Origin of the sequence: Cellulomonas hominis (assembly GCF_014201095.1) — a bacterium.
Classification (GTDB): domain Bacteria; phylum Actinomycetota; class Actinomycetes; order Actinomycetales; family Cellulomonadaceae; genus Cellulomonas; species Cellulomonas hominis.
This window is the reverse complement of sequence record NZ_JACHDN010000001.1, coordinates 3,220,273-3,246,555: the sequence shown is the minus strand read 5'-3', so window position 1 is coordinate 3,246,555 and position 26,283 is coordinate 3,220,273. Positions and strand designations below refer to the sequence as shown.

The window sequence follows — 26,283 nt, the reverse complement described above, 5'->3', positions numbered from 1 at the left end:
CGGGTCACGCCCGTCCCCGCGGCCACGCCCCCCGAGCGGCTCGCCCGGCCCCGCAGCACGGCCGCTCCCGCCCCTCGTCACGCGCCCGCCTGCCCTCGGGTGCGCAGGGACATCGCCGTGCCGACGTCGTCCCGGCTCGGCGCCGATCGCCCGTGCGTGTCCGCCACGGTCCACGCCAGCCGCAGCACCCGGTCCGCCCCGCGCAGCGTGAGCCGCCCCTCGTCCACGGCGCGGTCCACCGCGACGAGCAGCCGCCGGTCCGGCCGCAGCCGCTCGCGCAGCACCCGTCCGGGCACCTCCGCGTTCACCCGCCACGGGGAGCCCGCCCACCGCTCGCGCTGGGCGGCGCGGGCGGCGGCGACCCGCGCGGCGACCGCGGCCGATGCCTCGCCCTGCTCGGCGAGGGCGGCGCGGCCCACCGGCGGCACCTCGACCTGGACGTCCACCCGGTCGAGCAACGGCCCGGACAGGCGCCCGAAGTACCGCCGCCGCTCCAGGGACGTGCAGGTGCACGCGAGCCCCGACCCGACGGCGCGCCCGCACGGGCACGGGTTCGCCGCGAGCACGAGCTGGAACCGCGCCGGGTACCGCGCGGCGCCGCCGGTGCGGTGGATGACGAGCTCGCCGTGCTCGAGCGGCTGCCGCAGGGTCTGGAGCACGGCCGCCGGGAACTCGGGGGCCTCGTCCATGAACAGCACGCCGCGGTGCGCCCGGGAGGCCGCCCCGGGCCGCGGGGTCCCCGAGCCCCCGCCGACGATGCTCGCCGGCGTGGCGGTGTGGTGCGGGTCCTCGAACGGGGGCCGCCGGAGCAGGCCCCCGGACGGGTCGAAGGTGCCGGCCACGGAGTGCACCGCCGTGACCTCCACCGCCTCCGGCTCGCTGAGGTCCGGGAGCAGCCCCGGCAGGCGGGAGGCGAGCATCGTCTTGCCCGCCCCGGGTGGTCCGACGAGCAGCAGGTGGTGCGCCCCCGCCGCGGCCACCTCGACCGCGCGGCGCGCCTCGTGCTGGCCGCGGACGTCGGCCAGGTCGCCCGCCGCGGGCCGGCCGGTGCCGCGGGGGCGCACGGCCCGCACCTCGGCGACCTCCGGCACGTGCACCGCGCCGCCGTGCCGGTGCACCACCTCGGCGAGCGTCCGGCACCCGACGACGCGCGCGCCCGGGACGAGTGCGGCCTCCGCCGCGTCCGCGGCCGGGACGACGACGTCGCACCGACCGGCCGCGACGGCGGCCGCGACCGCCGGGAGCATCCCGCGCACCGGGCGGAGCCGGCCGTCCAGCCCGAGCTCGCCGAGGTGCACCGCCGACGCGGCGCGGGCCGGGTCCAGCAGCCCGGCGGCAGCCAGCACCGCCACCGCGACCGCCAGGTCGAACGCCGGCCCGGACTTCGGCAGGGCGGCGGGCGACAGGTTCACGGTGACCCGCCGGTTCGGCCAGGTGAGCCCGGTCGAGCCGACCGCCGCGCGGACCCGGTCGCGCGCCTCGGCCAGCGAGGCGTCCGGCAGCCCGACGAGCACGAACGCCGGCAGCGCGGACGCGAGGTGCGCCTCGACCTCCACCACGTGCCCGGTCAGCCCCACCAGGCCGACCGCCTGGGTGCGTCCGAGCGCCATCAGCCGATGCCCACGAGGTGCTCGACGCGCGGCGCCCGCCCGGCGCGGAGCTCCACGGCGAGCAGGTCGAGGCGCACCTCGTCCGCGTGCACGGCGTGCACCGCGAGCCACCGCGCGAGGAGCCCGCGCATCCGGTGCACCTTCCGCGGCGTGACCGCCTCGGCCGGGGTGCCGAACGCGGTACCCCGCCGGGTCTTCACCTCCACCCCGACCACGGCGTCCCGGGCGGGCTCGTAGGCCACGACGTCGAGCTCGCCGCCGGGGCCGTACCAGTTCCGGTCGAGGATCCTGAAGCCCTGCTGCCGCAGGCACGCCACGGCGATGTCCTCGCCGAGCCGGCCCGTGTCCCTGTTCGTGCGCATCCGCGTCACCTCCGGGCACGACGCTGCCCGGCGGACGGCCCGGGGAGGGCGGCCGCCCGTCCCGCCTGGGGACCACGCACGCCAGCGCCGCCTGTGGAGGACTCGGCGCGCCGTGATCACGCCGATCCGCGGTGTCGGTGCCGGGGACTAGTGTCCGAGCGCCGCGGGTCCCCGCGGCCCCCACCCAGGAGGTCACCCGTGCTGCACCGCACCGCCCGCGGCGAGGGCCGCACGCTCCTGATGGTCCACGGCTTCGCGGTGGACCACCGGATCCTCACCCCGCTCGACGGGGCGGCGGCCCGCGCGGGCTGGCGGCGGCTGTACGCCGACCTGCCCGGCATGGGGCGCAGCGCGGGCGTCCCGGCGGCGAGCACCGACGACGTCCTCGACGCGCTCGAGCAGGTCGTCGACGCGGAGATCGGGACGGAGCCGTTCGCCGTGCTCGGCGCGTCGTACGGCGGCCTGCTGGCCCGCTGCCTCGCCGCCCGCCGCCCGGGCCAGGTCGCGGGCGTCGGCCTGCTGTGCCCGGTCGTCGGCGAGGTGCGCGACCTGCCGCCGCGGCACCTGGCCCGCGCCGACCCGGCCCTGCTCGCCGCACTCGACCCGGAGGACGCCGAGGCGTTCGCCGAGGTCGCCGTCGTGCAGAGCCCCGCGACGTGGGCGCTGTTCCGGGACCACGTGCTGCCCGGCCTGCGTGCGGCCGACCAGGGGGCCCTCGCGCGGATCCGCGCCCGCTACGCGCCGTCGCGGACGCCGGAGGCGGACGCCCCGTTCGCCGGCCCCACGCTGCTGGTGGCCGGCCGGCACGACCACGTCGTCGGCTACCGGGACGCGCTGCGGCTGCTGGCGGACCACCCCCGGGCGACCGTCGCCGTGCTCGACGACGCCGGCCACAACGCGCACCTCGAGCGGCCGGACGTGGCGGCCGCGCTCGTGACCGAGTGGCTCGGCCGCGTCGCCGCTACGGTCAGCGGGTGAAGCCGCCCCCGCCGCCGAGGTCGAGGTCCGCCTTGACGAGCTCCTCGACGTTGACGTCCTTGAACGTCACGACGCGCACGGACTTCACGAACCGCGCCGAGCGGTAGACGTCCCAGACCCACGCGTCGGCGAGCGTGAGCTCGAAGTAGACCTCGCCGGCCGCGGAGCGCACCTGGAGGTCCACGTGGTTCGCCAGGTAGAACCGGCGCTCGGTCTCGACGACGTACGAGAACAGCCCGACCGCGTCCCGGTACTCGCGGTAGAGCGCGAGCTCCATCTCGGTCTCGTAGTTCTCCAGGTCCTCCGCACTCACCGACCCATCATCCCCCATCCGGGCGCCGCGTCCGCACGCGAGCCGCCTGCACCCCTCAGCCGGCGACGTCGAGCGCGAGCGTCTCGTCCGGCAGCACCGCCGCCGGCGCCGCGGGCCCGGCCTCCGCGCCGGACAGCCCCGGCAGCCGCCAGGACGTGCGGTGGTGCGGCGTCGGGCCGAGCCGGCGCAGCGCGGCCAGGTGCTCGGGCGCGGAGTACCCCTTGTTCTCGGCCCACCCGTACTCCGGGTGGTCGTCGTGCAGGCGGGTCATGATCGCGTCCCGCTCCGTCTTCGCGAGGATGCTCGCCGCGGCCACCGCGGCGCACCGCAGGTCGGCCTTGACGAGCGTGCGGACCGGCGGCACGGAGTCCAGGACGGGCGGCGGCCCCAGCAGCGTGTCCTGGGCGGGCGACGTCACGTAGTCGTGGTTGCCGTCCAGCAGCAGCGTCGCGGGCGGGATGCTCAGGCCGGCGAGGGCGCGGTGCGCGGCCAGCCGCAGCGCGGCGATGATGCCGTACGCGTCGATCTCGGCGGGCTCGGCGTGCCCGACGGACCAGCAGGCGGCCCAGCGCTGGATCTGCGGGGCGAGCCGGGTCCGGGCGTCGGGGGTGAGCAGCTTGCTGTCCCGCACGCCCTGGGGCGCCGGCCGGGTCGCGGCCGTGACCACGACGACGCCGACGGTCACCGGCCCGCTCAGGCTGCCGCGGCCGACCTCGTCAGCGCAGGCCAGGGCCGGGACGCCGTCGCGCAGGATCTGCCGCTCGAACCGCAGCGTCGGGGCTGCGGACCGGGGCGGGCGCGGGGCGCGCGCGGGCACGGCGGCGGTCATGACGGGTCCGGGACGTCCGCGAACACGTCGCCGGGGTTGCGCAGCAGGCCGATGCGGTCGACCGGCCACAGCGTGACGAACGCGGTGCCGACGACGTCGGACACCGGCACCGAGCCGCCGCCCGGGTCTCCGAGGTGCCAGCGCGAGTCGGCGGAGTGCTGGCGGTTGTCGCCCATCACCCACAGCGAGTCCGGCGGCACGGTCACGTCGAACTGGATCTCGCTCGGGCTCGCCCCGGGCGCGAGGTACTCCGACTCGTCGACCGGCACCCCGTTGACGGTGATCGGGCTGCCGTCGCCCGCGGACGCCACCCGGTCGCCCGGCAGGCCGATGACCCGCTTGATGAGGTGGTCCTCGGACTGCTGCGGCATGAGCCCGATGGCGATGAGCGCGTCCTGCACGACGTTGGTGTCCGGCACGCTCTGCTCGCCCAGCCAGCCACCGGGGTCCGCGAACACGACGATGTCGCCGCGGTGCAGGTCGAACGGGCCGGGCGCGAGCTTGCTCACCAGCACGCGGTCGCCCTCGACCAGCGTGTCGTGCATCGAGGCGCTCGGGATGAAGAACGCCTGCGCGAGGAACGTCTTGACCACCCAGGACAGCACGATCGCGCTGACGAGGATGATCGCCGTCTCGCGGACGAACGAGGCCACCGGTCCGCGCCGGCCGGCGGGTGCGGGCCCTGCCCGGTGCTCGTGGCTGGCCCGTGCCTCGTCCTGGTCCGTCACCGGCTCACTCTCCCACGTCCCGCAGCCACCTGCCCACCACCCCGCGCGGTGCGCACGGGACCTCCCCGCGAAGACCGGCGGGCGGCCACCCGTGCTGGGTGCCGCCCGCCGTCGAGAACCGGTGCTCAGGCCTTCTTGGCCGGAACAGCGTCGCGCTTCTCCTTGATCTTGGCCTTCTTGCCGCGGAGGTTGCGCAGGTAGTACAGCTTCGCGCGACGGACGTCACCGCGGGTCGCGACCTCGATGGACTCCAGGGTCGGGGAGTGCACCGGGAAGGTGCGCTCGACGCCGACGCCGAACGAGACCTTGCGGACCGTGAAGGTCTCGCGCACGCCGTCGCCCTGGCGGGCGATCACGACGCCCTGGAAGACCTGGACGCGAGAGCGGTTGCCCTCGACGACCTTGACGTTGACCTTCAGGGTGTCGCCGGGACGGAAGTCCGGGACGTCGGTGCGCAGCGAGGCCGCATCGATCTGGTCGAGGATGTGGGACATCGTTCGTCGCTTTCCCGCCGTGCCACAGGTCACGCGCGTCGTCGTCGGCACCCTGCGGCGCCGGGATGGCAGTGAGCGGTCCGCGGCCGATCTCTCGGCAGGTCGTGGTTCGTCTCCCCTGTGGCAGAGACGCGACCGTCGCGCACCAGCCGTCCAGTCTGCCACAGGCGGGGTCCCGGAGAGAAACCCGGGGTCAGGCGCGCGCGACGCCCTCGTCGCCGACGCTCCAGCCCAGCTCGGCCAGCACGGCGCGGTCCGCGCGGTCGAGCGTGGCCGGGTCCAGCCGCTCGACCAGGTCGGGCCGCCGCTGCGCGGTGCGCGCGAGGGCCTGGTCGCGGCGCCAGCGCTCGACGCGGCCGTGGTGCCCGGACAGCAGCACCTCGGGGACGTCGAGGTCCCGCCAGGCCGGCGGCTTCGTGTACACGGGGTACTCGAGGAGTCCGGCGCTGCCGTGCGACTCCTCCACCAGGGACTCCGGGTTGCCGACGACGCCGGGCAGCAGCCGCACCACGGCCTCGACGAGCACCAGCGCCGCCGCCTCGCCGCCGTTCAGCACGTAGTCGCCGATCGAGTACTCGCTGACCCGCACGCCCGGGCGGGTGGCGTAGTGCGCGGCCACCCGCGCGTCGATGCCCTCGTACCGCCCGCAGGCGATCACGAGGTGCTCGTCGCCGGCCCAGGCCTCCGCGTGCCGCTGGGTCAGGGGCGCGCCGGAGGGCGTCGGGAGCAGCAGGTGCGCGCCCTCCGTCACGAGGTCGTCCAGCGCGGCGCCCCAGACGTCCGGCTTCATCACCATGCCGGCGCCGCCGCCGAACGGGGTGTCGTCCACGGTGCGGTGCCGGTCGGTGGTCCAGTCCCGCAGGTCGTGCACCCGCAGGTCGACCAGGCCGGCCGTGCGGGCCTTGCCGACCAGCGACAGGCCCAGCGGGCTCAGGTAGTCCGGGAAGATCGAGACGATGTCGATGCGCACGTCAGTCGTCGTCCCCCGCGGTCTCCTCGGAGACGACGAGGTTCGCCGCGTCGGAGGCGAGCAGCCCGCCGGGCGGGTCCAGCACGACGCGGCCGCCGGGCACGTCCACCACCGGCACGATCGCGCGGACGAACGGCACGAGCGTCCGGGCGCCGTCGGGCTCCCGCAGGACCAGCACGTCGTGCGCCGGCAGGTGCTCCAGGCCGGTGACCTCCCCCAGCACCCGGCCGTCGACGTGCTCGGCGCGCAGGCCCGCGAGCTCGTGCGGGTACCAGGCGTCCTCGTCCTCGTCGTCGTCCGCGACCTCGACGAGCAGGTCCACCCCGCGCAGCGCCTCGGCCGCCGTGCGGTCCGGCACCTCCGCGAACGCGACGTACCAGCGCCCCTGCTGCACCCGGGTGCGCGCGACGGTCAGCGGGCCGCGGTCCGCCGGCTCCGTGGGCAGCACCGCCCCGACCGCCAGGCGGGCGTCGGGGTCGTCGGTGCGCACGTCGAGGGCGACCTCGCCGCGCAGCCCGTGGGCGCGGCCGATGCGGGCGACCGTCAGCAGCATGGGGTGTTCCTCCCGGGTCCGGCGTCCGGACCAGCGTAGGGGTGGCACGGCACAGGCCCGACCCCTCGGGGGGCCGGGCCTGTGCCGGTGTGTCTCACCGGACCGCGGGCGGTCCGGGTGCGCGGCTCACCGCCGGGCGACGTCCACGACGTCCACGCGGACCGGACCCTCGGTCGACAGCGCACCGACGACGGTGCGCAGCGCGCGGGCGGTCCGGCCACCGCGGCCGATGACCCGGCCGAGGTCCTCGGGGTGGACCCGGACCTCGAGCAGGTCGCCGCGACGGAGCGTGCGGGCGTCCACCTGCACGTCGTCCGGGTGGTCGACGATGCCCCGGACCAGGTGCTCCAGCGCGTCGGCGAGCATCAGGCCTGCTCGTCCTCGGCGGGCGCCTCGTCGGCGGCCGGGGCCTCGGCGGCGGCCGCCTTCTTCTCGGACGCCTTCGCCTTGGCCTTCTCGGCGTCGGCGGCCACGGCGTCGATCTTCGCCTGGACGTCGGCCGGGGCGGCCTTGGTCCGCAGGGTGCCCTCGGCGCCCGGCAGGCCCTTGAACTTCTGCCAGTCGCCGGTCACCTTGAGCAGCGCGAGGACCTGCTCGGTCGGCTGCGCGCCGACGGACAGCCAGTACTGCGCACGCTCCGAGGAGATGTCGATGAGCGACGGCTCCTCGGTCGGGTGGTACTTGCCGATCTCCTCGATGACGCGACCGTCACGCTTGGTGCGGGAGTCCGCGACGACGACGCGGTAGTACGGCGCCCGGATCTTGCCGAGACGCTTGAGGCGGATCTTGGTGGCCACGGTGTGGTCTTCTCCTGGATGTCTACGAAGGCGGCCCGTCGCGGTCCGCACGTGGGGCATGCGGTCCGGTCCCGGCCTGGAGGACGCGGCAGCGCGCGGGTAGAGGGGCCGCGCACGCCGAGTACAGCAGGCCATTGTGCCAGACGCGGCCCGCCCCTCGCGACCGACCCCCGCGCGACGCCCGGCTCACCCGCGCCGGGTGCCCCGCCGCCGACCCCCGCCTGCGACGATCGGCGCCATGACCCCCGTCGAGTGGGCGGTGCGCGAGGTGGACGTGGCCGGCAGCCCGGTCACGGTGCGGGTCGGGCCGGAGGTGCCGGGCGCGACCCCGCTCGTGCACGTCCACGGGTTCGCGGTGTCGGGACGGTACCTGCTGCCGACGGCGGCGGCGCTCGCCGACCGCGGCACCACCTACGTCCCGGACCTGCCCGGCCACGGCGCGAGCCCCGGCCCGCGACCGCCGCTGTCCATCCCGCACCTCGCGGAGGCGCTGCTCGGCACGCTGGACGCCCTCGGCCTGGACCGGGTGGTGCTGATCGGCAACTCGATGGGCGGCCCGGTCAGCCTCGAGGCGGCGCACCTCGCCCCCGAGCGGGTGGCCGGGGCCGTCCTCGCCTCCCCCGCCGGCGGGGCGCACAACCAGCCGCTCGCCCGGGCGGTCACCCAGCTGCTGCGCGACTCCGTCCACGAGGACCCGCGGATGGGCCGGTACTCCCTGCCGGACTACGCGCGCTACGGCCCGGTCGCGGGGCTCGCCGCGTTCCGCCAGATGGTCCACTTCCCGTCCCTCGAGCGGCTGCTGCGGACCCCGGTGCCGACCCTGGCCGTGATCGGCTCGCGCGACCCGATGATGCCGCCGCCCCACCGGGTCCGCGAGCTCGCCCACCTCGTCCCCGGGCACGTGACGGTGGTCGTCGTGCTGGGCGCGGCGCACGCCATGAACTACAGCCACCCGGGCGAGCTCGCGCACGCCGTGCGGTGCTGGCTGGACGGCGAGGAGATCACCGACGACCCGGACTCCCCCGGCGTGGCCCGCGTGCTGCTCGTGCCGCGCGCGCCGACGGGGCCGGTGGCCTGACTACGCCACCCGGGACCCGCGCAGCACGACCGCCCGGGGCGCCGCGAGCACCCGCACGTCCGCCCGCGGGTCGGCCTCGTAGACGACGAGGTCCGCGCTCTCCCCCTCGGCCAGCCCGGGCACGCCGAGCCACGCCCGCGTGCGCCAGGACGCCGCGGCCAGGACCTCGCGTGCGGGCAGCCCGGCCGCCACCAGCTCCGCCGCCTCGTCCGCGATCCGCCCGTGCCCGATCGTGCCGCCCGCGTCCGTGCCGACCAGCAGCGGCACCCCCGCGTCGTGCAGGTCCCGCACGTGCGCGTACCGCCGGGCGTGCATGCGCCGCATCCGGGCGGCGTACGCCGGGTACCGGCCGGCGCGCTCGGCGATGGCGGAGAACTGCGCGACCTGGAGCAGCGTGGCGGTCACCGGGATGCCGGCGTCGGCGATCCGGGCGACGTGCCGGTCCTCCGCGCCGGTGGCGTGCTCGAGGCCGTCCACCCCGGCGTCGAGCAGCCCGTCGAGCGCCTCCGCGGAGAAGGTGTGCGCCGTGACCCGCGCCCCCGCCTCGTGCGCGACGCGCACCGCCTCCGCGAGCACGTCGTCCGGCCACAGCGGGCGCAGGTCGCCGTCGGCGCCGAGGTCCCGGTCGATCCAGTCCGCGACGACCTTGACCCAGCCGTCGCCGCGCGCGGCCTCCTCGGCCACGGCCGCGGGCAGGTCACCGGGCGCGGCGAGCTCGCGCCCGTAGTGCCGCAGGTAGCGCTTCGGCAGCGCGAGGTGGCGCCCGGCGCGGATCAGCCGGGGCAGGTCCTCGCGCTGGTGCACCCACGACGTGTCCGCGGGCGAGCCGGCGTCGCGGACGAGCAGGACGCCGGCGTCCCGGTCGGCCCGCGCCTGCGCCTCCGCCGTGGCCCGGTCGACGGCCCCCTCGGCGGCGAGGCCGATGTGGCAGTGCACGTCGACCAGGCCCGGGACGACCCAGCCGTCGACGGTGGTGGCGTCGCCGCCCGGGCGGTCGAACGTGAGGCGCCCGCCGATGACCCACGCCTCGCCGACGACCCGGTCGTCGTCCAGGACGACCGGCCCGGTCAGGTGCAGCACGTCCCCCACGGCGCCTCCTCGGCCCGGGCTCAGCGCCCGAGGAACTTCTGCAGGTCCTCGATGCTCGACGGGTCGAACGCGTCGTCCTGCCGGGGCGCGCCGCCCCCGAGGCCGAACGACGAGCCCTTCGCGGCGGCCGGCGCGGCCGGGGCGATGCCGGCGGCGCGGTCGGCCGCGGCCCGCTCCTGGGCGGCGCGCTTCGCCGGGTTGCCCGACTTGCCCTTGACCTTCTTGGCCGGTGCGACCGTCCGGCCGCGGCCCTTCTTGCCCATGCCGGGCAGGTTGCCCATCCCGGGGACCGGCATGCCGCCGCCCTTGGCCATCTGCTGCATCATCTTCTGCGCCGCGGTGAACCGCTCCAGCAGGCCGTTGACGTCCGACACCTGGGTGCCGGAGCCCGCGGCGATGCGGGCGCGCCGCGAGCCGTTGATGATCTTCGGGTTGTCCCGCTCGGCGGGGGTCATGGACCGGATCATGGCCTCGACGCGGTCGACCTCGCGCTCGTCGAAGTTCTCGATGGCCTCGCGCATCTGCCCCATGCCGGGGAGCATGCCGAGCATCTTCTTCATCGAGCCCATGTTCTTCAGCTGCTGCATCTGCTGCAGGAAGTCCGCGAGCGTGAAGCCCTGGCCGGAGGCGAGCTTGCCCGCCATCTCCTCGGCCTGCTCGGCGTCGAAGGCCTTCTCCGCCTGCTCGATGAGGGTGAGCACGTCACCCATGTCGAGGATGCGGGAGGCCATCCGGTCGGGGTGGAACACCTCGAAGTCGGTGAGCTTCTCGCCGGTGGAGGCGAACAGGATCGGGCGGCCGGTCACCGACGCGACGGACAGCGCGGCACCGCCGCGGGCGTCGCCGTCGAGCTTGGACAGCACGACGCCGGTGAACCCGACCCCCTCCTGGAAGGCGGTCGCGGTGGCGACGGCGTCCTGGCCGATCATCGCGTCGATGACGAACAGGATCTCGTCCGGCTGCACGGCGTCGCGGATGTCCGCGGCCTGGCGCATGAGCTCGGCGTCCACGCCGAGGCGGCCGGCGGTGTCGACGATCAGGACGTCGTGCTGGCGGGCCCGCGCGGTGGCCAGGCCCTCCCGGGCGACGGCGACCGGGTCGGCGCCGACGACGACGTCCTGCTCGGAGCCCTGGTTGCCGGGGTGCGGGGCGAACACCGGCACGCCCGCGCGCTCTCCGACGACCTGGAGCTGGGTCACGGCGTTGGGCCGCTGCAGGTCCGCGGCGACCAGCATCGGCGTGTGGCCCTGGCCCTTGAGGTGCAGGGCGAGCTTGCCGGCGAGCGTGGTCTTGCCCGCGCCCTGGAGGCCGGCGAGCAGGATGACGGTCGGCGGGTTCTTCGCCAGCGCCAGCGGCCGGTTCGCGCCGCCGAGGATCGCGACGAGCTCGTCGTTGACGATCTTGACGACCTGCTGGGCCGGGTTGAGGGCGCCGGACACCTCGGCGGACAGCGCGCGCTCGCGCACCGCGCCGGTGAACTGCCGCACCACGGGGACGGCGACGTCGGCGTCCAGCAGGGCGCGGCGGATCTCGCGCACGGTGGCGTCGATGTCCGCCTCGGACAGCCGCCCCTTGGTGCGCAGGTTCTTGAAGGTCGACGTCAGTCGGTCGGACAGGGTGGCGAACACCGCGCGAACCTCACGCTCTCTCGGCGGTCAGGGACGTCCCAGCGTACCCGCCAGCCGGGCCGACGCCCGCGTCACGAGGTCGTCGACGAGCTGGGCGCGCCACGCAGTCCAGGCGGTCGGCCCGGCGGACGACGCGTCGGCCTCGGTGAGCGCGCGCAGCAGGGTCAGCAGGTCGGGCCGGTGGTCCACCGCGGCCAGCAGCGCGTCCACCGTCGCGGGGTCGTCGGGGTCGGAGCCGGTGGCCAGGTCGGCGAGCGTCAGGTGCTCCCGGACCAGGAGCGCGACGTCCGCCACGTCGGCGGGCCCGAACCCCATCCGCTGCACGATCGGCACCGCCAGCCGGGCGCCCTCCGCGGAGTGGTCGGCGGCGCCCGCGCGCTTGCCGATGTCGTGCAGCAGCGCCGCGACGAGCAGCAGGTCGCCGCGCTCGACGTCCCGGCGCAGCGCCGCGGCCCGCGCCGCCGCCTCGACCAGGTGCCGGTCGACCGTGTGGCGGTGGATCGGCGAGCGCTGCGGCCGGTTCCGCACGCCGGCCCACTCGGGGATCCAGGTGGTGACGACCCCGGCGAGGTCGAGCGCCTCCCAGACCGGCACCTGCGCGGGCCCGGTCGCCAGGAGCTGCACCAGCAGCGTCCGCGCGGCCTTCGGCCACGGCGCCGGTAGCGGCGGCGTCCGCGTCAGGCTCGCGATGGTGATCGGCGACAGCGTCAGCCCGCTGCGCGCGGCGGTCGCGGCGGCGCGCAGGGACAGCAGCGGGTCGGTGGCCGGGCGGGCGTCCGCGGCGAGCACGAGCTCCCCGTCGTGCTCGACCAGCCCCTCGGCGACCGTCCGCAGCCGCGGCGGGGTGCGGCGCCCCCGGACGAGCACGGGCGCGCGGACCGGGCGGGCGAGCGCCTGCCGGGCGTTCCGGGCGGTCGTGTCCAGGGCGTAGGAGATGACGCGGCCGGCCTCCGCGAGGGAGGCGAGCAGGTCGTCCCGGTCGCCGATGCCGATCAGCTCGGCGACCTCGTCCTGGTCCGCCAGCAGCAGGCGGTTGGTGTGCCGGCGCGTCACGGTCTGCACGGCGTCGCGCACGTCCAGCAGGTGCGCGTGCGCGCGGTCGACGGCGCCGTGCGGCCGGTCCGTCAGCCAGGTCGCGGCGAGAGCGGACAGAACGACCGCGTCCCGGATGCCGCCGCGGGCCTCCTTGAGGTCCGGCTCGATGAGGTACGCGAGCTCGCCGTGCCGCTCGGCGCGCTGCCGGGTGGAGGCCAGCAGCTCGGGCAGGCGGCGCCGCGCCGCGGACCGCCAGTCGGCGAGCAGGGCCGAGCGGGCGCGGTGCACGATGCCCGGGTCCCCCGCGACCGGCCGCAGGTCGAGCAGGCCCACCGCGGCGGGCAGGTCCCGCGACGCGACCTGGCGGCACTGCGCGAGCGAGCGCACCGAGTGGTCGAGGTCCAGGCCCGCGTCCCACACCGGGTACCAGAGCCGGTCCGCGAGCCGGGCGAGCTCGTCCGCGGCCCGCCCCCGCCCCTCGTGCACCAGCAGCAGGTCCAGGTCGCTGGCCGGGCTCGCGTCGCCGCGGCCGACCGAGCCGACGGCCCCGAGCGCGACGCCGGGGGTCTCGCGGCCCTCGGTCGCCTGCTCCCAGAGCTCGGCCAGCCGGCGGAGCACCAGGTCGGACACGGCGGTCCGCCGCGCGGCGCCGTCGGCGTCCGGGCCGGACAGGCGGGTCGCCAGCGCGAGCCGCTCAGAGCGGAGGTCCCGCACCCCCACCGGTTCGCGGGGGTGCGGGACCTCAGGGGTCTCAGCCATGCGACGCGGCGCGCCGTCCGGTCACAGGGCGTCCGGGCCGTGCTCGCCGGTGCGGACGCGGGCGACGTCCTCGACCGGGACGACCCACACCTTGCCGTCGCCGATCTTGCCGGTCTGCGCCGCCTTGACGATCACCTCGGTGACGCCGGGGGCGTCCTCGTCGGTGACCAGCACGTCGATCTTCACCTTCGGCACCAGGTCCACGGTGTACTCCGCGCCCCGGTAGACCTCCGTGTGGCCGCGCTGCCGGCCGTAGCCGGACGCCTCGCTGACCGTCAGGCCGCGGACCCCCGCGGCCTCCAGGGCCGACTTCACGTCGTCCAGCCGGTGCGGCTGGATGACCGCCGTCACGAGCTTCGTCATGCCTTCACCTCCGTCACCACGCGGGCTCCGCCCAGCGTCTCGTATGCGGTCTCACCGTGCACCGCCAGGTCGATCCCGCCGACCTCGGCCTCCTCGCTGACCCGCCAGCCGAGGGTGGCCTTGAGGATCAGCCCGATGACCAGGGTCACCAGCCCGGCGAAGACCAGCGCGATGAGCGCGATCACCGTCTGCACGACGAGCTGCTTGACGCCGCCGCCGAAGAACAGGCCGGTGTCGGCCGCCAGGAAGCCGATGCCGATGGTGCCGACGAGGCCGCCGACCAGGTGGACGCCCACGACGTCGAGCGAGTCGTCGTAGCCGAACCGGTACTTCAGCGAGACCGCCAGGGCGCAGAGCACACCGGCGACGACGCCCAGGATGATCGAGGTGACCGGGCGCAGCGAGCCCGCGGCCGGGGTGATGGCGACCAGGCCGGCCACGACGCCCGAGGCGGCACCCAGCGAGGTGGCGTGGCCGTCGCGGATCTTCTCCGTCACGAGCCAGCCGATGACGGCGGCCGCGGTGGCGGCGGTCGTGTTGACCCACGCGAGGCCGGCGTTGCCGTCCGCGGTGAACGCGGAGCCCGCGTTGAAGCCGAACCAGCCGAACCACAGCAGGGCGGCGCCCAGCATGACGAACGGCAGGTTGTGCGGCCGCATCGGCTCCTTGCCGAAGCCCTTGCGCTTGCCGATGATCAGCGCCAGCACCAGGCCCGCGATACCGGCGTTGATGTGCACGACGGTGCCACCGGCGAAGTCGATCGGCGAGACGTTCGCGACGCCCGCCTCAGCGTCCCAGCCGAACAGCAGCGCGGCGATGCCGTTCTCGTCGAGGCCGGACAGGAAGCCGCCGCCCCAGACCATGTGCGCCAGCGGGAAGTAGCTCACCGTCACCCAGAGCGCCGTGAACGCGACCCAGGTGCCGAACTTCACGCGGTCGGCGATCGCGCCGCTGATCAGGGCGACCGTGATGATCGCGAACGTCACCTGGAAGGCGACGCCGACGACCACCGGCACCCCGAACCCGTCGATCGCGAACTCACCCGACTCGTCCCAGATCGTGCCCGCGAGGCCGAACTGGTCGAACGGGTTGCCGAACAGGCCGCCGACGTCGGAGCCGTAGGACATCGACCAGCCCCACAGCACGTAGACCACGACCACCACGGCGATGCTGATGAACGACATCATCATCATGTTGAGCACGGACTTGCCGCGCACCATGCCCCCGTAGAAGAACGCCAGTCCCGGCGTCATGAGCAGCACCAGGGACGCTGACATCAGCATCCAGGCTGTCGCTCCGGTGTCCAGATCCATGTGGAACGCCTCTCCCCTCGCCAGCCGAGCGGCCGGATCGGGGATCAGGTTGCTGAACCGGGGTTACCGCGGATGACGGCGGACGTTACACCGGTGTGACGGCGACCCGGGCCGCGTCAACTTTGTGTTACGCGGCCGGGATCGTCTCAGCCGGTGGTCAGCCGAGGATGCCGTCCACGAACTCCTCGGCGTCGAACGGCGCCAGGTCGTCCGGGCCCTCGCCGAGGCCGACGAGCTTGACCGGGACGCCGAGCTCCCGCTGCACCGCCACGACGATGCCGCCCTTGGCGGTGCCGTCGAGCTTGGTGAGCACGATGCCGGTGACCCCGGCGACCTCCGCGAAGACGCGGGCCTGGTTCATGCCGTTCTGGCCGGTGGTGGCGTCGAGCACGAGCAGCACCTCGGACAGCGGCGCGGTGCGGGTGATGACCCGGGTGATCTTGCCGAGCTCGTCCATGAGGCCGGCCTTGTTCTGCAGCCTCCCGGCGGTGTCCACGAGCACCACGTCCACGCCCTCGGCCACGCCCTCGCGGACCGCCTCGAACGCCACGGACGCCGGGTCGGCCCCGTCGCGGTCGGCGCGCACGGTCCGCACGCCGACGCGGGAGCCCCAGGTCTGCAGCTGGTCGGCGGCCGCGGCCCGGAACGTGTCGGCCGCGCCGAGCAGCACCGCGCGGTCCTCGGCGACGAGCACGCGCGCGAGCTTGCCGACCGTCGTGGTCTTGCCGGTGCCGTTGACGCCGACGACCAGGACGACCGCGGGGACGCGGGCGCCGTCCTCCCCCGACGTCGGGGCAGTCGCGAGCGACCGGTCGAGCGACGGGTCGACCAGCGCGAGCAGCTGCTCGCGCAGCAGCGCCCGCACCTGCGCCGGGTCCTTGAGGCCCTGCACGCGGGCCTGCGTGCGCAGCGCGTCGACCAGGTCGGCGGACGGGCCGGCGCCGACGTCCGCGAGCAGGAGGGTCTCCTCGAGCTCGTCCCAGTCGTCCTCGGTCAGGTGGTCGCGGGACAGCACCTGGAGCATGCGCGCGCCGAGCGGGGAGCCGGAGCGGGCCAGGCGGTCGCGCAGGCGGGCGAGCCGGCCGGGGACCGGCGCGGGGACCTCGATCGCGGGGGGCTGGGCGGCCTCCTCCGGCTCGGGCGCCACGACGACGGGCGCCTCGGGGGCCTCCGCCTCGGGGGCGGGGGCCGGGGCGGCCGGGCGCTCGGCGGTCGTCGTGCCGCCGGCCGGGGCGTCGGAGCCGGGGCGCCCGCGGCGGCGCGTCAGCACCGCGGCGCCGCCGCCCACGATCGCGAGGGCGGGCACGCCGACGAGCAGCAGGGTCAGGAGGTCGTTCGAGTCCACCGGGACAGTGTGTCAGCCGTCGTGGCCGCGCGGCGGCGCGGCCGGGACGTGCCCGGAGCGACGCGCGGCGACGGGGTGCGGCCGCGGCGTGCGCGGCCGGCCGGTGTGCGGCTGCGGCGCCGCGCCGTGCGGGTGCGGCTCACGCTCGCCGGCGCGGCCCGGCAGCAGCCGCCCGGCCCGCTCCCCGGTGCGCTCGATGACCTCCGCCAGCTCGTCGAGCTGCAGGTAGCCGTCGTCCGGCTGGGACGCCTCGGCGAACAGCTGCTCGAACGGCACGTCCACCGGCTCGGCCTCGTCGACCTCGTCGCGGGCGGACCGGTCCTTGACGCGGCGCAGCCCCGCCCGGAGGTCGGCCCAGAACGCCCGCAGGCTCGTCCCGCCGTCGCTCGCGACGCCCGCGGCGGCGATCACCCCCACCGCGGCCAGCACGGCCAGCCCGACCCCCCACAGATATGCGCCCATGGGAGGATTCTCCGTCGCGAACCTGGACGTCGCCCGGTCACGGGCCGGAGCCGTCGGGAACTCCCACGAGATCTTCACAGCGCGGCGCTCAGGCCGGGGCCCCGGCCTCCTCGCGGATCCGCTGGCTGATGACGGTCGTCACACCGTCGCCGCGCATCGTCACGCCGTACAGCGCGTCGGCGATCTCCATCGTCCGCTTCTGGTGCGTGACGACGATGAGCTGGGAGTCCTCCTGCAGCTCGCGGAAGATCTCGAGCAGCCGGCCCAGGTTGGCGTCGTCGAGCGCCGCCTCGACCTCGTCCATCACGTAGAACGGGCTGGGCCGGGCCTTGAAGATCGCGACCAGCAGGGCGACCGCCGTCAGCGAGCGCTCGCCGCCGGACAGCAGCGACAGCCGCTTGACCTTCTTGCCGGCCGGCCGCGCCTCGACCTCGATGCCGGTGGTGAGCATGTCGGACGGGTCGGTGAGCACCAGCCGGCCCTCGCCGCCCGGGAACAGCCGCGGGAAGACCCGGTCGAACTGCGCGGCGGTGTCCCGGTAGGCGTCGGCGAACACCTGCTCGACCCGCTCGTCGATCTCCCGGACGATCTCCAGCAGGTCGGCGCGCGACTTCTTGAGGTCCGCGAGCTGCTCGACCAGGAACTTGTGCCGCTCCTCCAGCGCCGCGAACTCCTCCAGCGCCAGCGGGTTCACCCGGCCGAGCTGGGACAGCGCGCGCTCCGCGGCCCGCAGGCGCTTCTCCTGCTCGGCGCGCACGTACGGCACCTCGGCGGGCGGCGCGTCCTCGGCGTCCGGGCCGGGCGGGGTCAGCACGGGCACGGCGCGGTGCGGCCCGAACTCCTCGACCAGCACCGCCGGGTCGATGCCCAGGTCCTCGACGGCCCGGGCCTGGAGCTGCTCGACCCGCAGCCGCTGCTCGGCGCGGGCCACCTCGTCGCGGTGCGCCGCGTCGGTGAGGTGCGCGACCTCGCGCTGCCGCTCGTCCACCTGCGTGCGCACCGCGCCCAGGGCGGTCTCCCGCTCGGCGCGGGCGGCCTCGGCGGCGTCCCGCTCGTCCGCGGCGCGCTGCAGCGCGTGCTCGATCAGGCCGAGGGCGTGCGCGGCGCCCTGCGCCACCGCCGCCGCGACGGCGACCTGCCGGGCCCGGGCCCGCTCGCGCTCGGCGGCCTTCTCGCGCGCCGCGCGCTCGGTGCGGGCGGCGCGGGCCAGCGACTCGGCGCGGCCGGACAGCGCGCGGGCGCGCTCCTCCGCGGTGCGCAGCGTGAGCCGGGCCTCGGTCTCCCGGGCGCGCGCGGCCGTGGCGGCCTCCCCCGCGGCGTCGCGCTCCGCGGTGCGCTCCTCGATCGCCGCGTCGGTGTCGGCGGGCTCGGCCTCGGCGGCGGCGAGCCGCTCGGTGAGCTCGGCGAGCTCGGCCGCGCCCTCGGCGAGCGCCTGCTCGGCCGCCGTCAGCGAGGCCTGCACCCGCTCCGCCTCGGCGCGGGCGGCCCGCGCGGTCGCGCCCAGGTGACCGAGCTGTTCCGCGACCGCGGCCAGCGCCGCGTCGTTCTCGTTCAGCCGGTCGAGCGTGTCCTGGAACTCCGCGCGGGCGCGCTCCTCGGCCTCGCGCGCGCCGACGATCGCGAACCGGGACTGCTCGGCCCGCGCGGCCGCGGCGTCCGCCCCCTGCCGCGCCTCGTCCAGGGCGGCCTGCAGGTGCAGCGCGCTCGGCGCGGTCGCGGAGCCGCCCGACGCCCGGTGCGCGGCCAGCACGTCGCCGCCGCGGGTGGCCACCACCAGGTCGGGCCGGTCCCGCAGCACGACGCGCGCGGCGACCAGGTCGTCCACGACCGCGACGCCGCGCAGCAGCCGGCGCACCGCGGGCAGCACCGTCGGCGGGGCCTGCACCAGGTCGAGCGCCCACGCGGCCCCGGCCGGCGCGTCGCCGGGGGCGTCGTCGGCCACCCCGGCGTCCGCGACCACGAGCCCGGCGCGCCCGGCGTCCTGCTCGCGCAGGTACCGGATCGCGTCCACCGCGGCCTCGACCGACTCGACCGCCACCGCGTCGGCGGACGCCCCGAGGGCGGCGACGACGGCCTCCTCGTCGGCGGGCGCCACGGCGATCAGCGCGGCCAGCGAGCCGACGACGCCGGCCAGGCCGTCCGAGGCGAGCAGCGCGCCCGCGCCGTCCTTGCGGGTCAGGCTCAGCTCGAGCGTCTCGATCCGGGACTGCAGGGCGGCGCGCTCCCGCTCGGCCTCGTCCAGCGCCTGCACCAGCTCCCGGACCCGGGCGGACGTCGTCTCGACGGCCTCCGCGGCGACCTCGTGCGCCGCGTCCAGGCCCTCCTCGCCCTCCTCGACGCCCGCGACCTGCGTCTCCAGGGCGGCGAACTCGACGGTCGCCTCGTGCCCCCGGCGCTCCGCCTCGGTGAGCGTGCCGCGCAGCCGGCCGATCTCCGCCTCGGTCGCCTCCAGGCGGCTGCGGCGCGCGCCGACCTGACCGGCCAGCCGGGCCAGGCCCTCGCGCCGGTCCGCGGCCCCGCGCAGCACGGTGGCCAGCGCCTTCTCCGCCGCGGCCGCGTCGGCCTCGGCCTGCTGCCGGGCCTCCTGCGCCGTCGTGAGCCCGGCGCGGGCCACGTCCACCTCGGCGGCGAGCTCGGCCTCGGAGGCGCGCACGCGCTCCGCCTGCCGCTCGAGCTCGTCCGGGTCCTGGCCGCGGGCCGGCTCCGGCGCCGCGGTGCCCAGCAGGCGCGCGCGGTCCGCGGCGAGCGACGCCGTGCCGCGCAGGCGCTCGCGCAGGGAGGACAGCTGGTACCAGAGGTTCGACGCCTCCCCCAGCGCCGGCGCCGCCTCCGCCGCCTCGCGCTCCAGGGCCGCCAGGCGGGCGCGGGCCGCGTCCAGGGCGGCCTCCGCCTCGGCGCGGCGGGCGCGCAGGGCGGTGTCGTCGGCGATCTCCTGCTCCAGGGTCGCCGTGAGCTGCGCCAGGTCGTCGGCGAGCAGGCGGGCCCGGGCGTCGCGCAGGTCGGCCTGCACGGTCTGCGCCCTGCGGGCGACCTCCGCCTGCCGGCCCAGCGGCCCGAGCTGGCGGCGCAGCTCCCCGGTGAGGTCGGTCAGGCGCGTGAGGTTCGCCTGCATCGCGTCGAGCTTGCGGAGCGCCTTCTCCTTGCGCTTGCGGTGCTTGAGGACGCCCGCGGCCTCCTCGATGAACCCGCGCCGCTCCTCGGGCGTCGCGCGCAGCACCGCGTCGAGCTGCCCCTGCCCGACGATGACGTGCATCTCGCGGCCCAGGCCGGAGTCGGACAGCAGGTCCTGGATGTCCAGCAGCCGGCAGGCCCGGCCGTTGATCGCGTACTCCGACCCGCCGTTGCGGAACAGCGTCCGCGAGATCGTCACCTCGGTGTACTCGATCGGCAGCGCGCCGTCGGCGTTGTCGATGGTCAGCGACACCTCGGCACGGCCGAGCGGCGGGCGCCCGGCCGTGCCGGCGAAGATGACGTCCTCCATCTTGCCGCCGCGCAGGGACTTGGCCCCCTGCTCGCCCATCACCCAGGCGAGCGCGTCGACGACGTTCGACTTCCCGGAGCCGTTCGGCCCGACGACGCAGGTCACGCCCGGCTCGAGGTGCAGCGTCGTCGCCGAGGCGAACGACTTGAACCCCCGCAGGGTGAGCGTCTTCAGGTGCACGGCGGCAGCCTAGTGGCGTGCGGCCGCCGGACCCGCGAGGCGGGGGTCAGCGCGCGAGCGCGGGGAACCACAGGGCGATCTCGCGCTCCGCCGACTCCGGGGAGTCCGACCCGTGCACGAGGTTCTGGGTGACCTTCAGGCCCCACTCCCGGCCGAGGTCGCCGCGGATGGTGCCGGGCGCGGCGGTCGTCGGGTCGGTGGCGCCGGCCAGCGACCGGAAGCCCTCGATGACGCGGTGCCCCTCGGCCACGACCGCGAGCACCGGGCCGGACTTCATGAACTCGACGAGCGGGCCGAAGAACGGCTTGCCCTCGTGCTCGGCGTAGTGCGCCTGGAGCAGGGCGTCGTCGGCGGTGCGCAGCTCGACGGCCGCCAGGGTGTAGCCCTTGGCCTCGACGCGGCGCAGGACCTCCCCCGCCAGTCCACGGGCGATGCCGTCGGGCTTGACCAGGACGAGGGTGCGCTGGATGTCGCTCATGGGCGTCACCCTAACCGGCGGCGCCACCCGAGTCGGGGTGCGCCGCGTCGTACTCCGCGCGCTCCCGGTCGATGCGGGCGCCGAGCCGCAGCGACACCACCCAGAGGACGGCGAACAGGATGCCGAGGGCGTACATCAGCGGGATCACCACGCCGCACGCGATGACGAGCACCTGCGCCACCGACCCGGCCACGTAGCCGCCGGGGGCGGTCACGAGCCGGGACAGCACGACGAGGACCACGAACATCGCGCCCGCGACCGGCCAGAGCACCTCCGGCGGGGTCGCGGTGACGCCCGCCGCCGCGAGCCCGTGCGCCGTCAGCGCCGCGAACAGCACCAGCACGCCCTCGAGGACCAGGATCATCGAGGTGAACTGGGGCTTCGCGGGACGCTTCGGGCGCCCGGGCCGCGGGGCGTGCATGCTCATCCCGCGCAGGCTACCGGGCGTCCGAGCCGACCGGGTCGGCGGCCGCCGGTGCGGCCGGTGCCGCCGTGGCCTCGCCGCGCGCCACCATGCCCGCCACGTCGGACAGCTTCACCTCGCGCAGGAACAGCGTGAGGACGAAGCCGAGCGCCAGCAGCGGCACCAGGTACCAGAACGCCGGGGCCAGCGCCTCGGTGTACGCCGTGACCACGCCGTCGTGCAGCGCCTCGGGGAGCTGCGCCACGAGGCCCGGGGTCAGCGACTCCGCGCCGCCCGAGGCGTCGACGCCGCCCGCGGGCACCCCGGCGAACACGTCCTCGAGCCGGGTCGACAGGCGGGTGGTGAAGATCGTGCTGAACAGCGCCGTGCCGACCGCCGCGCCGATCTCGCGGAAGAAGTTGTTCGCGCTGGTCGCGGTGCCGAGCTCGTGCGGGTCGACGGAGTTCTGCACCGCCAGCACGATCGTCTGCATCACGAGGCCGAGGCCCGCGCCGAGCACGAAGATCATCACGCCGAACAGCACCATCGACATGTCGCCGGTGATGGTGGTCAGCCACGCCAGGCCGACCGTCGTGATGCCCATGCCGACGATCGGGAACGCCTTGTACCGGCCGGTCCGCGTGATCGCGACGCCGGAGCCGATCGCGGTGAGCATGACGCCCACGGTCATCGGCAGCATGAGCAGGCCGGACTCGGTCACGCCCGAGCCGGTGGACATCTGCAGGAACGTCGGCAGGAACGCCAGCGAGGCGAACATGCCCATGCCGATGACCAGGCCGATCCCCGTGGCCAGGGTGAACGTCGGGTTCTTGAACAGCCGCAGCGGGAGGATGGGCTCGACGGCGCGCAGCTCGACCGCGATGAACAGGCCGATCGCGACGACGGTGCCGACCAGCAGGCCGACCAGGCGCGAATCGGACCAGTCGTAGCCGCCCGCGCCCGTCAGCGACGTCCACGACGTCACGAGCACGATGCCGGAGGTGGCGAGCGTCAGCAGCACGATGCCCGCGACGTCCAGGCGGCGGCCCGAGCGGTGCGACGGAAGCTTGAGCGTGAACCACGCGGTGACGAACGCCGCGATGCCGACCGGGATGTTGACCCAGAAGCACCAGCGCCAGTCCGCGTGGTCGGTGAACAGGCCGCCGAGGAGCGGACCCGCGACGGCCGAGACGCCGAACAGCGCGCCCATCGGCCCCATGTACTTCCCGCGGTCCTTCGCGGGCACGATGTCCGCGATGATCGCCTGCGACAGGATGATCAGCCCGCCGCCGCCGAGCCCCTGGATGCCGCGCCACGCGACGAGCTCCCCGAACGACTGCGCGAAGCCCGCGCCGGCCGAGGCCACCGTGAACAGCCCGATGGCCACGAGGAACGGCCAGCGCCGCCCCCAGAGGTCGCCGAACTTGCCGTACAGGGGCATGACGATCGCGATGGCCAGGATGTAGATCGTCACGACCCACCCCTGGTGCTCGACGCCGTCCAGCTCGCCGACGATCGTGGGCATCGCGGTGCCGACGATCGACTGGTCGAGGGACGACAGCAGCATGCTGGCCAGCAGCGCGCCGAAGATCAGCCAGACGGTGCGCTGGTTGAGCTCGACCAGCGGCTTGTCCGGGGCGGGGGCGGGGGTCGCCATGGGTGGGTCCGTTCTCGTACGGGCGGACGGCGGGCGCGCGCCGCGCGACGGCTCGCGGGCGGCGCCGTCGTCGGCGGGGTGGTGGCGTCCGGCGCCCGGGGGTGCGCCGGCGGAGGTGGTCGTGCGGGTGGTGCGGGTGGTGCCGGTGGGCGGCGGGGTCAGCCGGCCGGGCGCGCGGCCGGGGCGAGGATGCCCGCCAGGTCCGCGACCACCGACGGCAGGTGGTCGTGCACGTCGCCCGCCCCGCCGGTGGCGTCCCACCGGACGAACGTGGCGTGCGACAGCAGCATCAGCAGGGCACCGACCATCGTGACCACCGACTCGTCGGTGGCCGGGCCGAGCCGGCGCCGGACCAGGGCCGCGATCTCGTCGTGCAGGCCCTGCACGTGCGTGTAGGCGCGGACGAACAGCTCGGGGTGACCCTTGGCCACCTCGAACGCGCGCTCCATCCGCTCCTTGCCGAGCGGCGGGTGGTCGAGCACGCTCGCCACCAGCACCTGCATGTCGGGCAGCAGGTCCCCGCTCGGGCCGCCCGCGGCGAACGCCTCCGCCGCGACCGGGTCGATCCGCCAGTGCGCCATGCCGAGCACGGCGTCGTCCTTGGACTCGAAGTAGTTGAAGAAGGTGCGCACCGAGACCCCGACCTCGGCGCAGACGGCCTCCACGGTGACGTGGTCGAGGCCGTGCTCACCGGCGAGCCGGTGGGTGGCGTCGACGAGCGCCTCGAGCCGGGCGCGCTTCTTGCGCGCGCGCAGCCCCTCGGGCTCGTCGGATGCCTGCATGCCATGCATTCTTGCACGTCATGCAGAGTTGCTCCAGGCGACTACCGGGTGAACCGGCTCACACCTCGCCGAAGCCCTCCTCGACCGCCCCGACGAACGCGTCCACCGCCACCCGGGCCTGCGGGCCGGTGGCCGAGACCTCGAGCGTGCGGCCCTGCGTGGCGCCGAGCTGCATGAGCTCCAGCACGCTCGCGCCGTTCACCCCGTCCACCTGCACGGCGGCGTCGAAGCCGGCCATCATGCGGGCGAGCACCGCCGCCGGGCGCGCGTGCAGGCCCATCGGGTTCCGGACGACGACCTGCGCGGTGATGGGGTGCTCGGGCTCGTGCGCGGCGGGCGGCGCGACCGCTGCGGGCGCGGCGGCCGCCGGCTCCTCCGGGGGCACCTCGCCCGCCCCGACCGCGTGCGGGAACCCGGCCCCGGCCGCGACGGCCGCACCGAGCACCTCGCCGACCGGCGCCCCGCCCGCCGCGGTGACCCCCGCGGCGACCGCGGCCTCCACCAGCGGCGCGTCCGCGAGGTGCACCCGGGCCGCCACGTCCTCGTCGAGGAACTCGAGCACGGACTCCGCCGTGAGCACCGCCGAGCCGAGGTCCGTGAGCACCACCGCGGACCGGCGGTCGGCCGTCGCTTCGGTCAGCGCCTGCTCGACCAGGTCGAAGCTCGTGCCCAGCCCGCCCGACCCGTCCCCGCCCGCGGCGAGGATCAGCACGTCGGGCGCCATCTGCGCGGCGAGCTCGCGGACGCCCTCGGCCAGCCGCGCCGAGTGCGAGACGAGCACGAGCGCGACCGGCGCGGTCACGACGCGCCCCCCGCCGCGGTCGCCGCCGCGGCCTCGAGGATCAGCGCGCTCGACGTCGCGCCCGGGTCCTGGTGGCCCGCGGACCGCTCGCCGAGGTAGGACGCGCGGCCCTTGGTGGCGACGAGCGGGATCGTGGCCTCCGCGCCGGCGCGCGCGGCCTCGGCCGCCGCCGCGAGCACCGCCGCGGGCGAGGCCCCGGCGTCGGCCGCCTGGACGGCCGCCTCGACCGCGGGCGTCCAGGCGTCGACCATCGTCTTCTCGCCGGTGGTGGCCTTGCCGCGCACGACGATGCCCTCCAGCCCCGCCTCGAGCATCGCCACGACCGCGGCGCTGTCGAGCTCGGGCAGGCCGGTGACCTTCGCGGCGCGCAGGTAGGCGGTGCCGTACAGCGGGCCCGCCGCGCCGCCGACCGTGGACATCAGCGTGGTGGCGACGAGCTTGAGCACGGAGCCGACGTCGCCGGGCGGCGCGTCCAGGGCGTCGAGCTTGCCCAGCACCGCGGTGAACCCCCGGGACAGGTTCTCGCCGTGGTCGCCGTCCCCGATCTGCCGGTCGAGCTCGATGAGCTCCTCCCGGTTCTCGGCGACGACCTGCGCCGTCCGGCGCACCCAGGCGACCGCCCAGGCCGCACCCAGGGAATCCGTCATGCTCCGCTCCCACCTCCGCCGTCGGGACGACGGCCACGCACCCGGGAGGACGGCGAACCGGCTACCAGTGCAGCGCAGCCGTGCGCACCGGCGCGTCCCACAGCGCGGTGAGCTCGTCGTCCAGCCGGAGCACAGTGACCGAGGCGCCCTGCATCTCCAGTGATGTCACATAGTTGCCCACGAGCGACCGGGTCACGGTGACCCCGCGGCCCTCGAGCAGCCTGCGTGCCTGACGATAGACGACGTAGAGCTCGCTCAGCGGCGTGCCCCCCATGCCGTTGACGAACAGGAGCACGCTCTCGCCGGACGCCAGGGCGAGGTCGTCGGCCACCGGGGTCAGCAGCATCTCGGTGATCTCGTCCGCGCCGGCCAGCGGGATGCGCCGCCGGCCCGGCTCGCCGTGGATGCCGATGCCGATCTCGATCTCGTCCTCGGGCAGGTCGAACGACGGCTTGCCCGCGTGCGGCACCGTGCAGGCGGTGAGCGCCACGCCCATCGACCGCACGTTCGCGACGACCTTCTCGGCCACCGCGACGACGGCGTCCAGGTCGTCGCCGCGCGCGGCGGCGGCACCCGCGATCTTCTCGACCGCGACGGTGCCCGCGACGCCGCGGCGGCCGGCGGTGTACAGCGAGTCCTCGACGGCGACGTCGTCGTTCACCACGACGGTGCGGACCGTGAGGTCGTCGGCGTCGGCCAGCTCGGCGGCCGTCTCGAAGTTGAGGACGTCGCCGGTGTAGTTCTTCACGATCGCGAGCACGCCCGCGCCGCCGTCGGCCGCGGCGAACGCGGGGGCGATCTGGTCGGGCGTCGGCGAGGTGAACATGGCGCCGGGGACGGCGGCGTCGAGCATGCCGTCGCCGACGAACCCCGCGTGCAGCGGCTCGTGGCCGGAGCCGCCGCCGGAGACCAGGCCGACCTTGCCGCTGACCGGACCGCCCGCGCGGGACACGAACAAGGGGTCGGTGTGCACCTGCACCACGTCGGCGTGCGCGAGGCCGAACCCCTCGACGGACTCGGCGACGACGTCCTGCGGGTCGTTGATGAGCTTCTTCACGTCGGGATCCCCTTCGCAGCGACCGGGCGCGGCGCCGTCGCCGCGACAGTGCTCACACTCGCCGCGCAGGTGGCGGGCGTCAAGGGGCGA

The 26,283-nt window shown here is 76.0% G+C and carries 27 protein-coding genes; 2 read left to right on the top strand and 25 right to left on the bottom strand.

The window, feature by feature from the left end:
- Positions 1-77: 77 nt before the first annotated feature.
- Positions 78-1,610 carry a YifB family Mg chelatase-like AAA ATPase gene (locus HNR08_RS15195; protein WP_146834963.1) on the bottom strand — a complete coding sequence of 511 codons (1,533 nt, stop codon included), beginning with the start codon at positions 1,608-1,610 and terminating at the stop codon, positions 78-80.
- Positions 1,610-1,972 carry a YraN family protein gene (locus HNR08_RS15190; protein ID WP_146834966.1) on the bottom strand — a complete coding sequence of 121 codons (363 nt, stop codon included), beginning with the start codon at positions 1,970-1,972 and terminating at the stop codon, positions 1,610-1,612. Before HNR08_RS15190 ends, HNR08_RS15195 begins: the two co-directional genes overlap by 1 nt.
- Before the next feature lie 198 nt (positions 1,973-2,170).
- Here HNR08_RS15190 and HNR08_RS15185 point away from each other — a divergent pair, with 198 nt between their 5' ends.
- Positions 2,171-2,950, top strand: a complete 780-nt coding sequence (locus tag HNR08_RS15185) for an alpha/beta fold hydrolase (protein WP_246802965.1) — start codon at positions 2,171-2,173, stop codon at positions 2,948-2,950.
- Here HNR08_RS15185 and HNR08_RS15180 read toward each other — a convergent pair.
- The 8 genes from HNR08_RS15180 to rpsP form a co-directional block, all read right to left on the bottom strand.
- Positions 2,940-3,263, bottom strand: a complete 324-nt coding sequence (locus HNR08_RS15180; RefSeq protein ID WP_146834969.1) for a DUF2469 domain-containing protein — start codon at positions 3,261-3,263, stop codon at positions 2,940-2,942. The genes HNR08_RS15185 and HNR08_RS15180 overlap by 11 nt on opposite strands.
- A 55-nt stretch (positions 3,264-3,318) precedes the next feature.
- Positions 3,319-4,092 carry a ribonuclease HII gene (locus tag HNR08_RS15175; RefSeq protein WP_146834972.1) on the bottom strand — a complete coding sequence of 258 codons (774 nt, stop codon included), beginning with the start codon at positions 4,090-4,092 and terminating at the stop codon, positions 3,319-3,321.
- On the bottom strand, positions 4,089-4,820 hold the full coding sequence (gene lepB, locus HNR08_RS15170; RefSeq protein ID WP_146834975.1) for a signal peptidase I: 732 nt from the start codon (positions 4,818-4,820) through the stop codon (positions 4,089-4,091). The genes HNR08_RS15175 and lepB overlap by 4 nt, the downstream gene beginning before the upstream one ends.
- Before the next feature lie 125 nt (positions 4,821-4,945).
- Complete coding sequence (gene rplS, locus HNR08_RS15165) at positions 4,946-5,314, bottom strand: 50S ribosomal protein L19 (RefSeq protein ID WP_146834978.1); 369 nt, start codon at positions 5,312-5,314, stop codon at positions 4,946-4,948.
- A gap of 193 nt (positions 5,315-5,507) precedes the next feature.
- Positions 5,508-6,284: a tRNA (guanosine(37)-N1)-methyltransferase TrmD gene (gene trmD, locus HNR08_RS15160; RefSeq protein WP_146834981.1), complete on the bottom strand. Its 777-nt coding sequence runs from the start codon at positions 6,282-6,284 to the stop codon at positions 5,508-5,510.
- Position 6,285: 1 nt separating this feature from the next.
- Positions 6,286-6,837 (bottom strand): ribosome maturation factor RimM, encoded by a 552-nt coding sequence (rimM, locus tag HNR08_RS15155; protein ID WP_146834984.1) that lies wholly within the window; start codon positions 6,835-6,837, stop codon positions 6,286-6,288.
- Between the two features lie 126 nt (positions 6,838-6,963).
- Entirely contained in the window at positions 6,964-7,203 is a 240-nt protein-coding gene (locus HNR08_RS15150; protein ID WP_146834986.1) for an RNA-binding protein, read from the bottom strand.
- Positions 7,203-7,634: a 30S ribosomal protein S16 gene (gene rpsP, locus HNR08_RS15145; RefSeq protein WP_146834999.1), complete on the bottom strand. Its 432-nt coding sequence runs from the start codon at positions 7,632-7,634 to the stop codon at positions 7,203-7,205. Before rpsP ends, HNR08_RS15150 begins: the two co-directional genes overlap by 1 nt.
- Before the next feature lie 238 nt (positions 7,635-7,872).
- Between rpsP and HNR08_RS15140 the strand changes: the two genes are divergently transcribed.
- Positions 7,873-8,712, top strand: a complete 840-nt coding sequence (locus tag HNR08_RS15140; protein WP_146835002.1) for an alpha/beta fold hydrolase — start codon at positions 7,873-7,875, stop codon at positions 8,710-8,712.
- On the opposite strand, the gene HNR08_RS15135 is transcribed toward HNR08_RS15140, so the two are convergent.
- The 15 genes from HNR08_RS15135 to dhaK all read right to left on the bottom strand — a co-directional run bounded on the left by HNR08_RS15135 (position 8,713) and on the right by dhaK (position 26,193).
- A complete protein-coding gene (locus HNR08_RS15135) occupies positions 8,713-9,801 on the bottom strand; it encodes an amidohydrolase family protein (protein ID WP_222596002.1) in 1,089 nt (362 codons plus the stop codon).
- A 20-nt stretch (positions 9,802-9,821) separates the two neighbouring features.
- Entirely contained in the window at positions 9,822-11,429 is a 1,608-nt protein-coding gene (ffh, locus tag HNR08_RS15130) for a signal recognition particle protein (RefSeq protein ID WP_146835005.1), read from the bottom strand.
- Positions 11,430-11,456: 27 nt separating this feature from the next.
- On the bottom strand, positions 11,457-13,223 hold the full coding sequence (locus HNR08_RS15125) for a [protein-PII] uridylyltransferase (RefSeq protein WP_146835009.1): 1,767 nt from the start codon (positions 13,221-13,223) through the stop codon (positions 11,457-11,459).
- A 21-nt stretch (positions 13,224-13,244) separates the two neighbouring features.
- Positions 13,245-13,586 (bottom strand): P-II family nitrogen regulator, encoded by a 342-nt coding sequence (locus HNR08_RS15120; protein WP_146835012.1) that lies wholly within the window; start codon positions 13,584-13,586, stop codon positions 13,245-13,247.
- Entirely contained in the window at positions 13,583-14,899 is a 1,317-nt protein-coding gene (locus HNR08_RS15115; protein ID WP_146835015.1) for an ammonium transporter, read from the bottom strand. Before HNR08_RS15115 ends, HNR08_RS15120 begins: the two co-directional genes overlap by 4 nt.
- A 157-nt stretch (positions 14,900-15,056) precedes the next feature.
- A complete protein-coding gene (gene ftsY, locus HNR08_RS15110; protein ID WP_146835018.1) occupies positions 15,057-16,244 on the bottom strand; it encodes a signal recognition particle-docking protein FtsY in 1,188 nt (395 codons plus the stop codon).
- A 12-nt stretch (positions 16,245-16,256) separates the two neighbouring features.
- A complete protein-coding gene (locus HNR08_RS15105) occupies positions 16,257-16,706 on the bottom strand; it encodes a hypothetical protein (protein ID WP_146835021.1) in 450 nt (149 codons plus the stop codon).
- An 88-nt stretch (positions 16,707-16,794) separates the two neighbouring features.
- A complete protein-coding gene (smc, locus tag HNR08_RS15100) occupies positions 16,795-20,367 on the bottom strand; it encodes a chromosome segregation protein SMC (protein ID WP_146835024.1) in 3,573 nt (1,190 codons plus the stop codon).
- 46 nt (positions 20,368-20,413) lie between these two features.
- Positions 20,414-20,845, bottom strand: a complete 432-nt coding sequence (gene ndk, locus HNR08_RS15095) for a nucleoside-diphosphate kinase (RefSeq protein ID WP_146835027.1) — start codon at positions 20,843-20,845, stop codon at positions 20,414-20,416.
- Positions 20,846-20,855: 10 nt separating this feature from the next.
- A complete protein-coding gene (locus HNR08_RS15090; RefSeq protein ID WP_146835030.1) occupies positions 20,856-21,272 on the bottom strand; it encodes a DUF4233 domain-containing protein in 417 nt (138 codons plus the stop codon).
- Positions 21,273-21,282: 10 nt separating this feature from the next.
- Positions 21,283-22,905 (bottom strand): MDR family MFS transporter, encoded by a 1,623-nt coding sequence (locus tag HNR08_RS15085; RefSeq protein ID WP_146835033.1) that lies wholly within the window; start codon positions 22,903-22,905, stop codon positions 21,283-21,285.
- Between the two features lie 158 nt (positions 22,906-23,063).
- Positions 23,064-23,687, bottom strand: a complete 624-nt coding sequence (locus HNR08_RS15080; RefSeq protein WP_221286370.1) for a TetR/AcrR family transcriptional regulator — start codon at positions 23,685-23,687, stop codon at positions 23,064-23,066.
- 58 nt (positions 23,688-23,745) lie between these two features.
- Positions 23,746-24,489 (bottom strand): dihydroxyacetone kinase phosphoryl donor subunit DhaM, encoded by a 744-nt coding sequence (dhaM, locus tag HNR08_RS15075; RefSeq protein ID WP_146835039.1) that lies wholly within the window; start codon positions 24,487-24,489, stop codon positions 23,746-23,748.
- Positions 24,486-25,136 carry a dihydroxyacetone kinase subunit DhaL gene (dhaL, locus tag HNR08_RS15070; protein ID WP_146835043.1) on the bottom strand — a complete coding sequence of 217 codons (651 nt, stop codon included), beginning with the start codon at positions 25,134-25,136 and terminating at the stop codon, positions 24,486-24,488. The genes dhaM and dhaL overlap by 4 nt, the downstream gene beginning before the upstream one ends.
- A 61-nt stretch (positions 25,137-25,197) precedes the next feature.
- Positions 25,198-26,193 carry a dihydroxyacetone kinase subunit DhaK gene (gene dhaK, locus HNR08_RS15065; protein WP_146835046.1) on the bottom strand — a complete coding sequence of 332 codons (996 nt, stop codon included), beginning with the start codon at positions 26,191-26,193 and terminating at the stop codon, positions 25,198-25,200.
- Between the last annotated feature and the right edge of the window lie 90 nt (positions 26,194-26,283).

What these genes read in the sequence shown, in the direction of transcription:
- HNR08_RS15115 (WP_146835015.1), bottom strand. Translation starts at nt 14,899, where the DNA reads ATGGATCTGGACACCGGAGCGACAGCCTGGATGCTGATGTCAGCGTCC.
- HNR08_RS15195 (WP_146834963.1), bottom strand. Translation starts at nt 1,610, where the DNA reads ATGGCGCTCGGACGCACCCAGGCGGTCGGCCTGGTGGGGCTGACCGGG.
- HNR08_RS15175 (WP_146834972.1), bottom strand. Translation starts at nt 4,092, where the DNA reads ATGACCGCCGCCGTGCCCGCGCGCGCCCCGCGCCCGCCCCGGTCCGCA.
- HNR08_RS15090 (WP_146835030.1), bottom strand. Translation starts at nt 21,272, where the DNA reads ATGAGCATGCACGCCCCGCGGCCCGGGCGCCCGAAGCGTCCCGCGAAG.
- rplS (WP_146834978.1), bottom strand. Translation starts at nt 5,314, where the DNA reads ATGTCCCACATCCTCGACCAGATCGATGCGGCCTCGCTGCGCACCGAC.
- HNR08_RS15080 (WP_221286370.1), bottom strand. Translation starts at nt 23,687, where the DNA reads ATGCAGGCATCCGACGAGCCCGAGGGGCTGCGCGCGCGCAAGAAGCGC.
- ndk (WP_146835027.1), bottom strand. Translation starts at nt 20,845, where the DNA reads ATGAGCGACATCCAGCGCACCCTCGTCCTGGTCAAGCCCGACGGCATC.
- dhaL (WP_146835043.1), bottom strand. Translation starts at nt 25,136, where the DNA reads ATGACGGATTCCCTGGGTGCGGCCTGGGCGGTCGCCTGGGTGCGCCGG.
- HNR08_RS15085 (WP_146835033.1), bottom strand. Translation starts at nt 22,905, where the DNA reads ATGGCGACCCCCGCCCCCGCCCCGGACAAGCCGCTGGTCGAGCTCAAC.
- rimM (WP_146834984.1), bottom strand. Translation starts at nt 6,837, where the DNA reads ATGCTGCTGACGGTCGCCCGCATCGGCCGCGCCCACGGGCTGCGCGGC.
- HNR08_RS15120 (WP_146835012.1), bottom strand. Translation starts at nt 13,586, where the DNA reads ATGACGAAGCTCGTGACGGCGGTCATCCAGCCGCACCGGCTGGACGAC.
- HNR08_RS15105 (WP_146835021.1), bottom strand. Translation starts at nt 16,706, where the DNA reads ATGGGCGCATATCTGTGGGGGGTCGGGCTGGCCGTGCTGGCCGCGGTG.
- HNR08_RS15140 (WP_146835002.1), top strand. Translation starts at nt 7,873, where the DNA reads ATGACCCCCGTCGAGTGGGCGGTGCGCGAGGTGGACGTGGCCGGCAGC.
- HNR08_RS15150 (WP_146834986.1), bottom strand. Translation starts at nt 7,203, where the DNA reads ATGCTCGCCGACGCGCTGGAGCACCTGGTCCGGGGCATCGTCGACCAC.
- HNR08_RS15125 (WP_146835009.1), bottom strand. Translation starts at nt 13,223, where the DNA reads ATGGCTGAGACCCCTGAGGTCCCGCACCCCCGCGAACCGGTGGGGGTG.
- HNR08_RS15190 (WP_146834966.1), bottom strand. Translation starts at nt 1,972, where the DNA reads ATGCGCACGAACAGGGACACGGGCCGGCTCGGCGAGGACATCGCCGTG.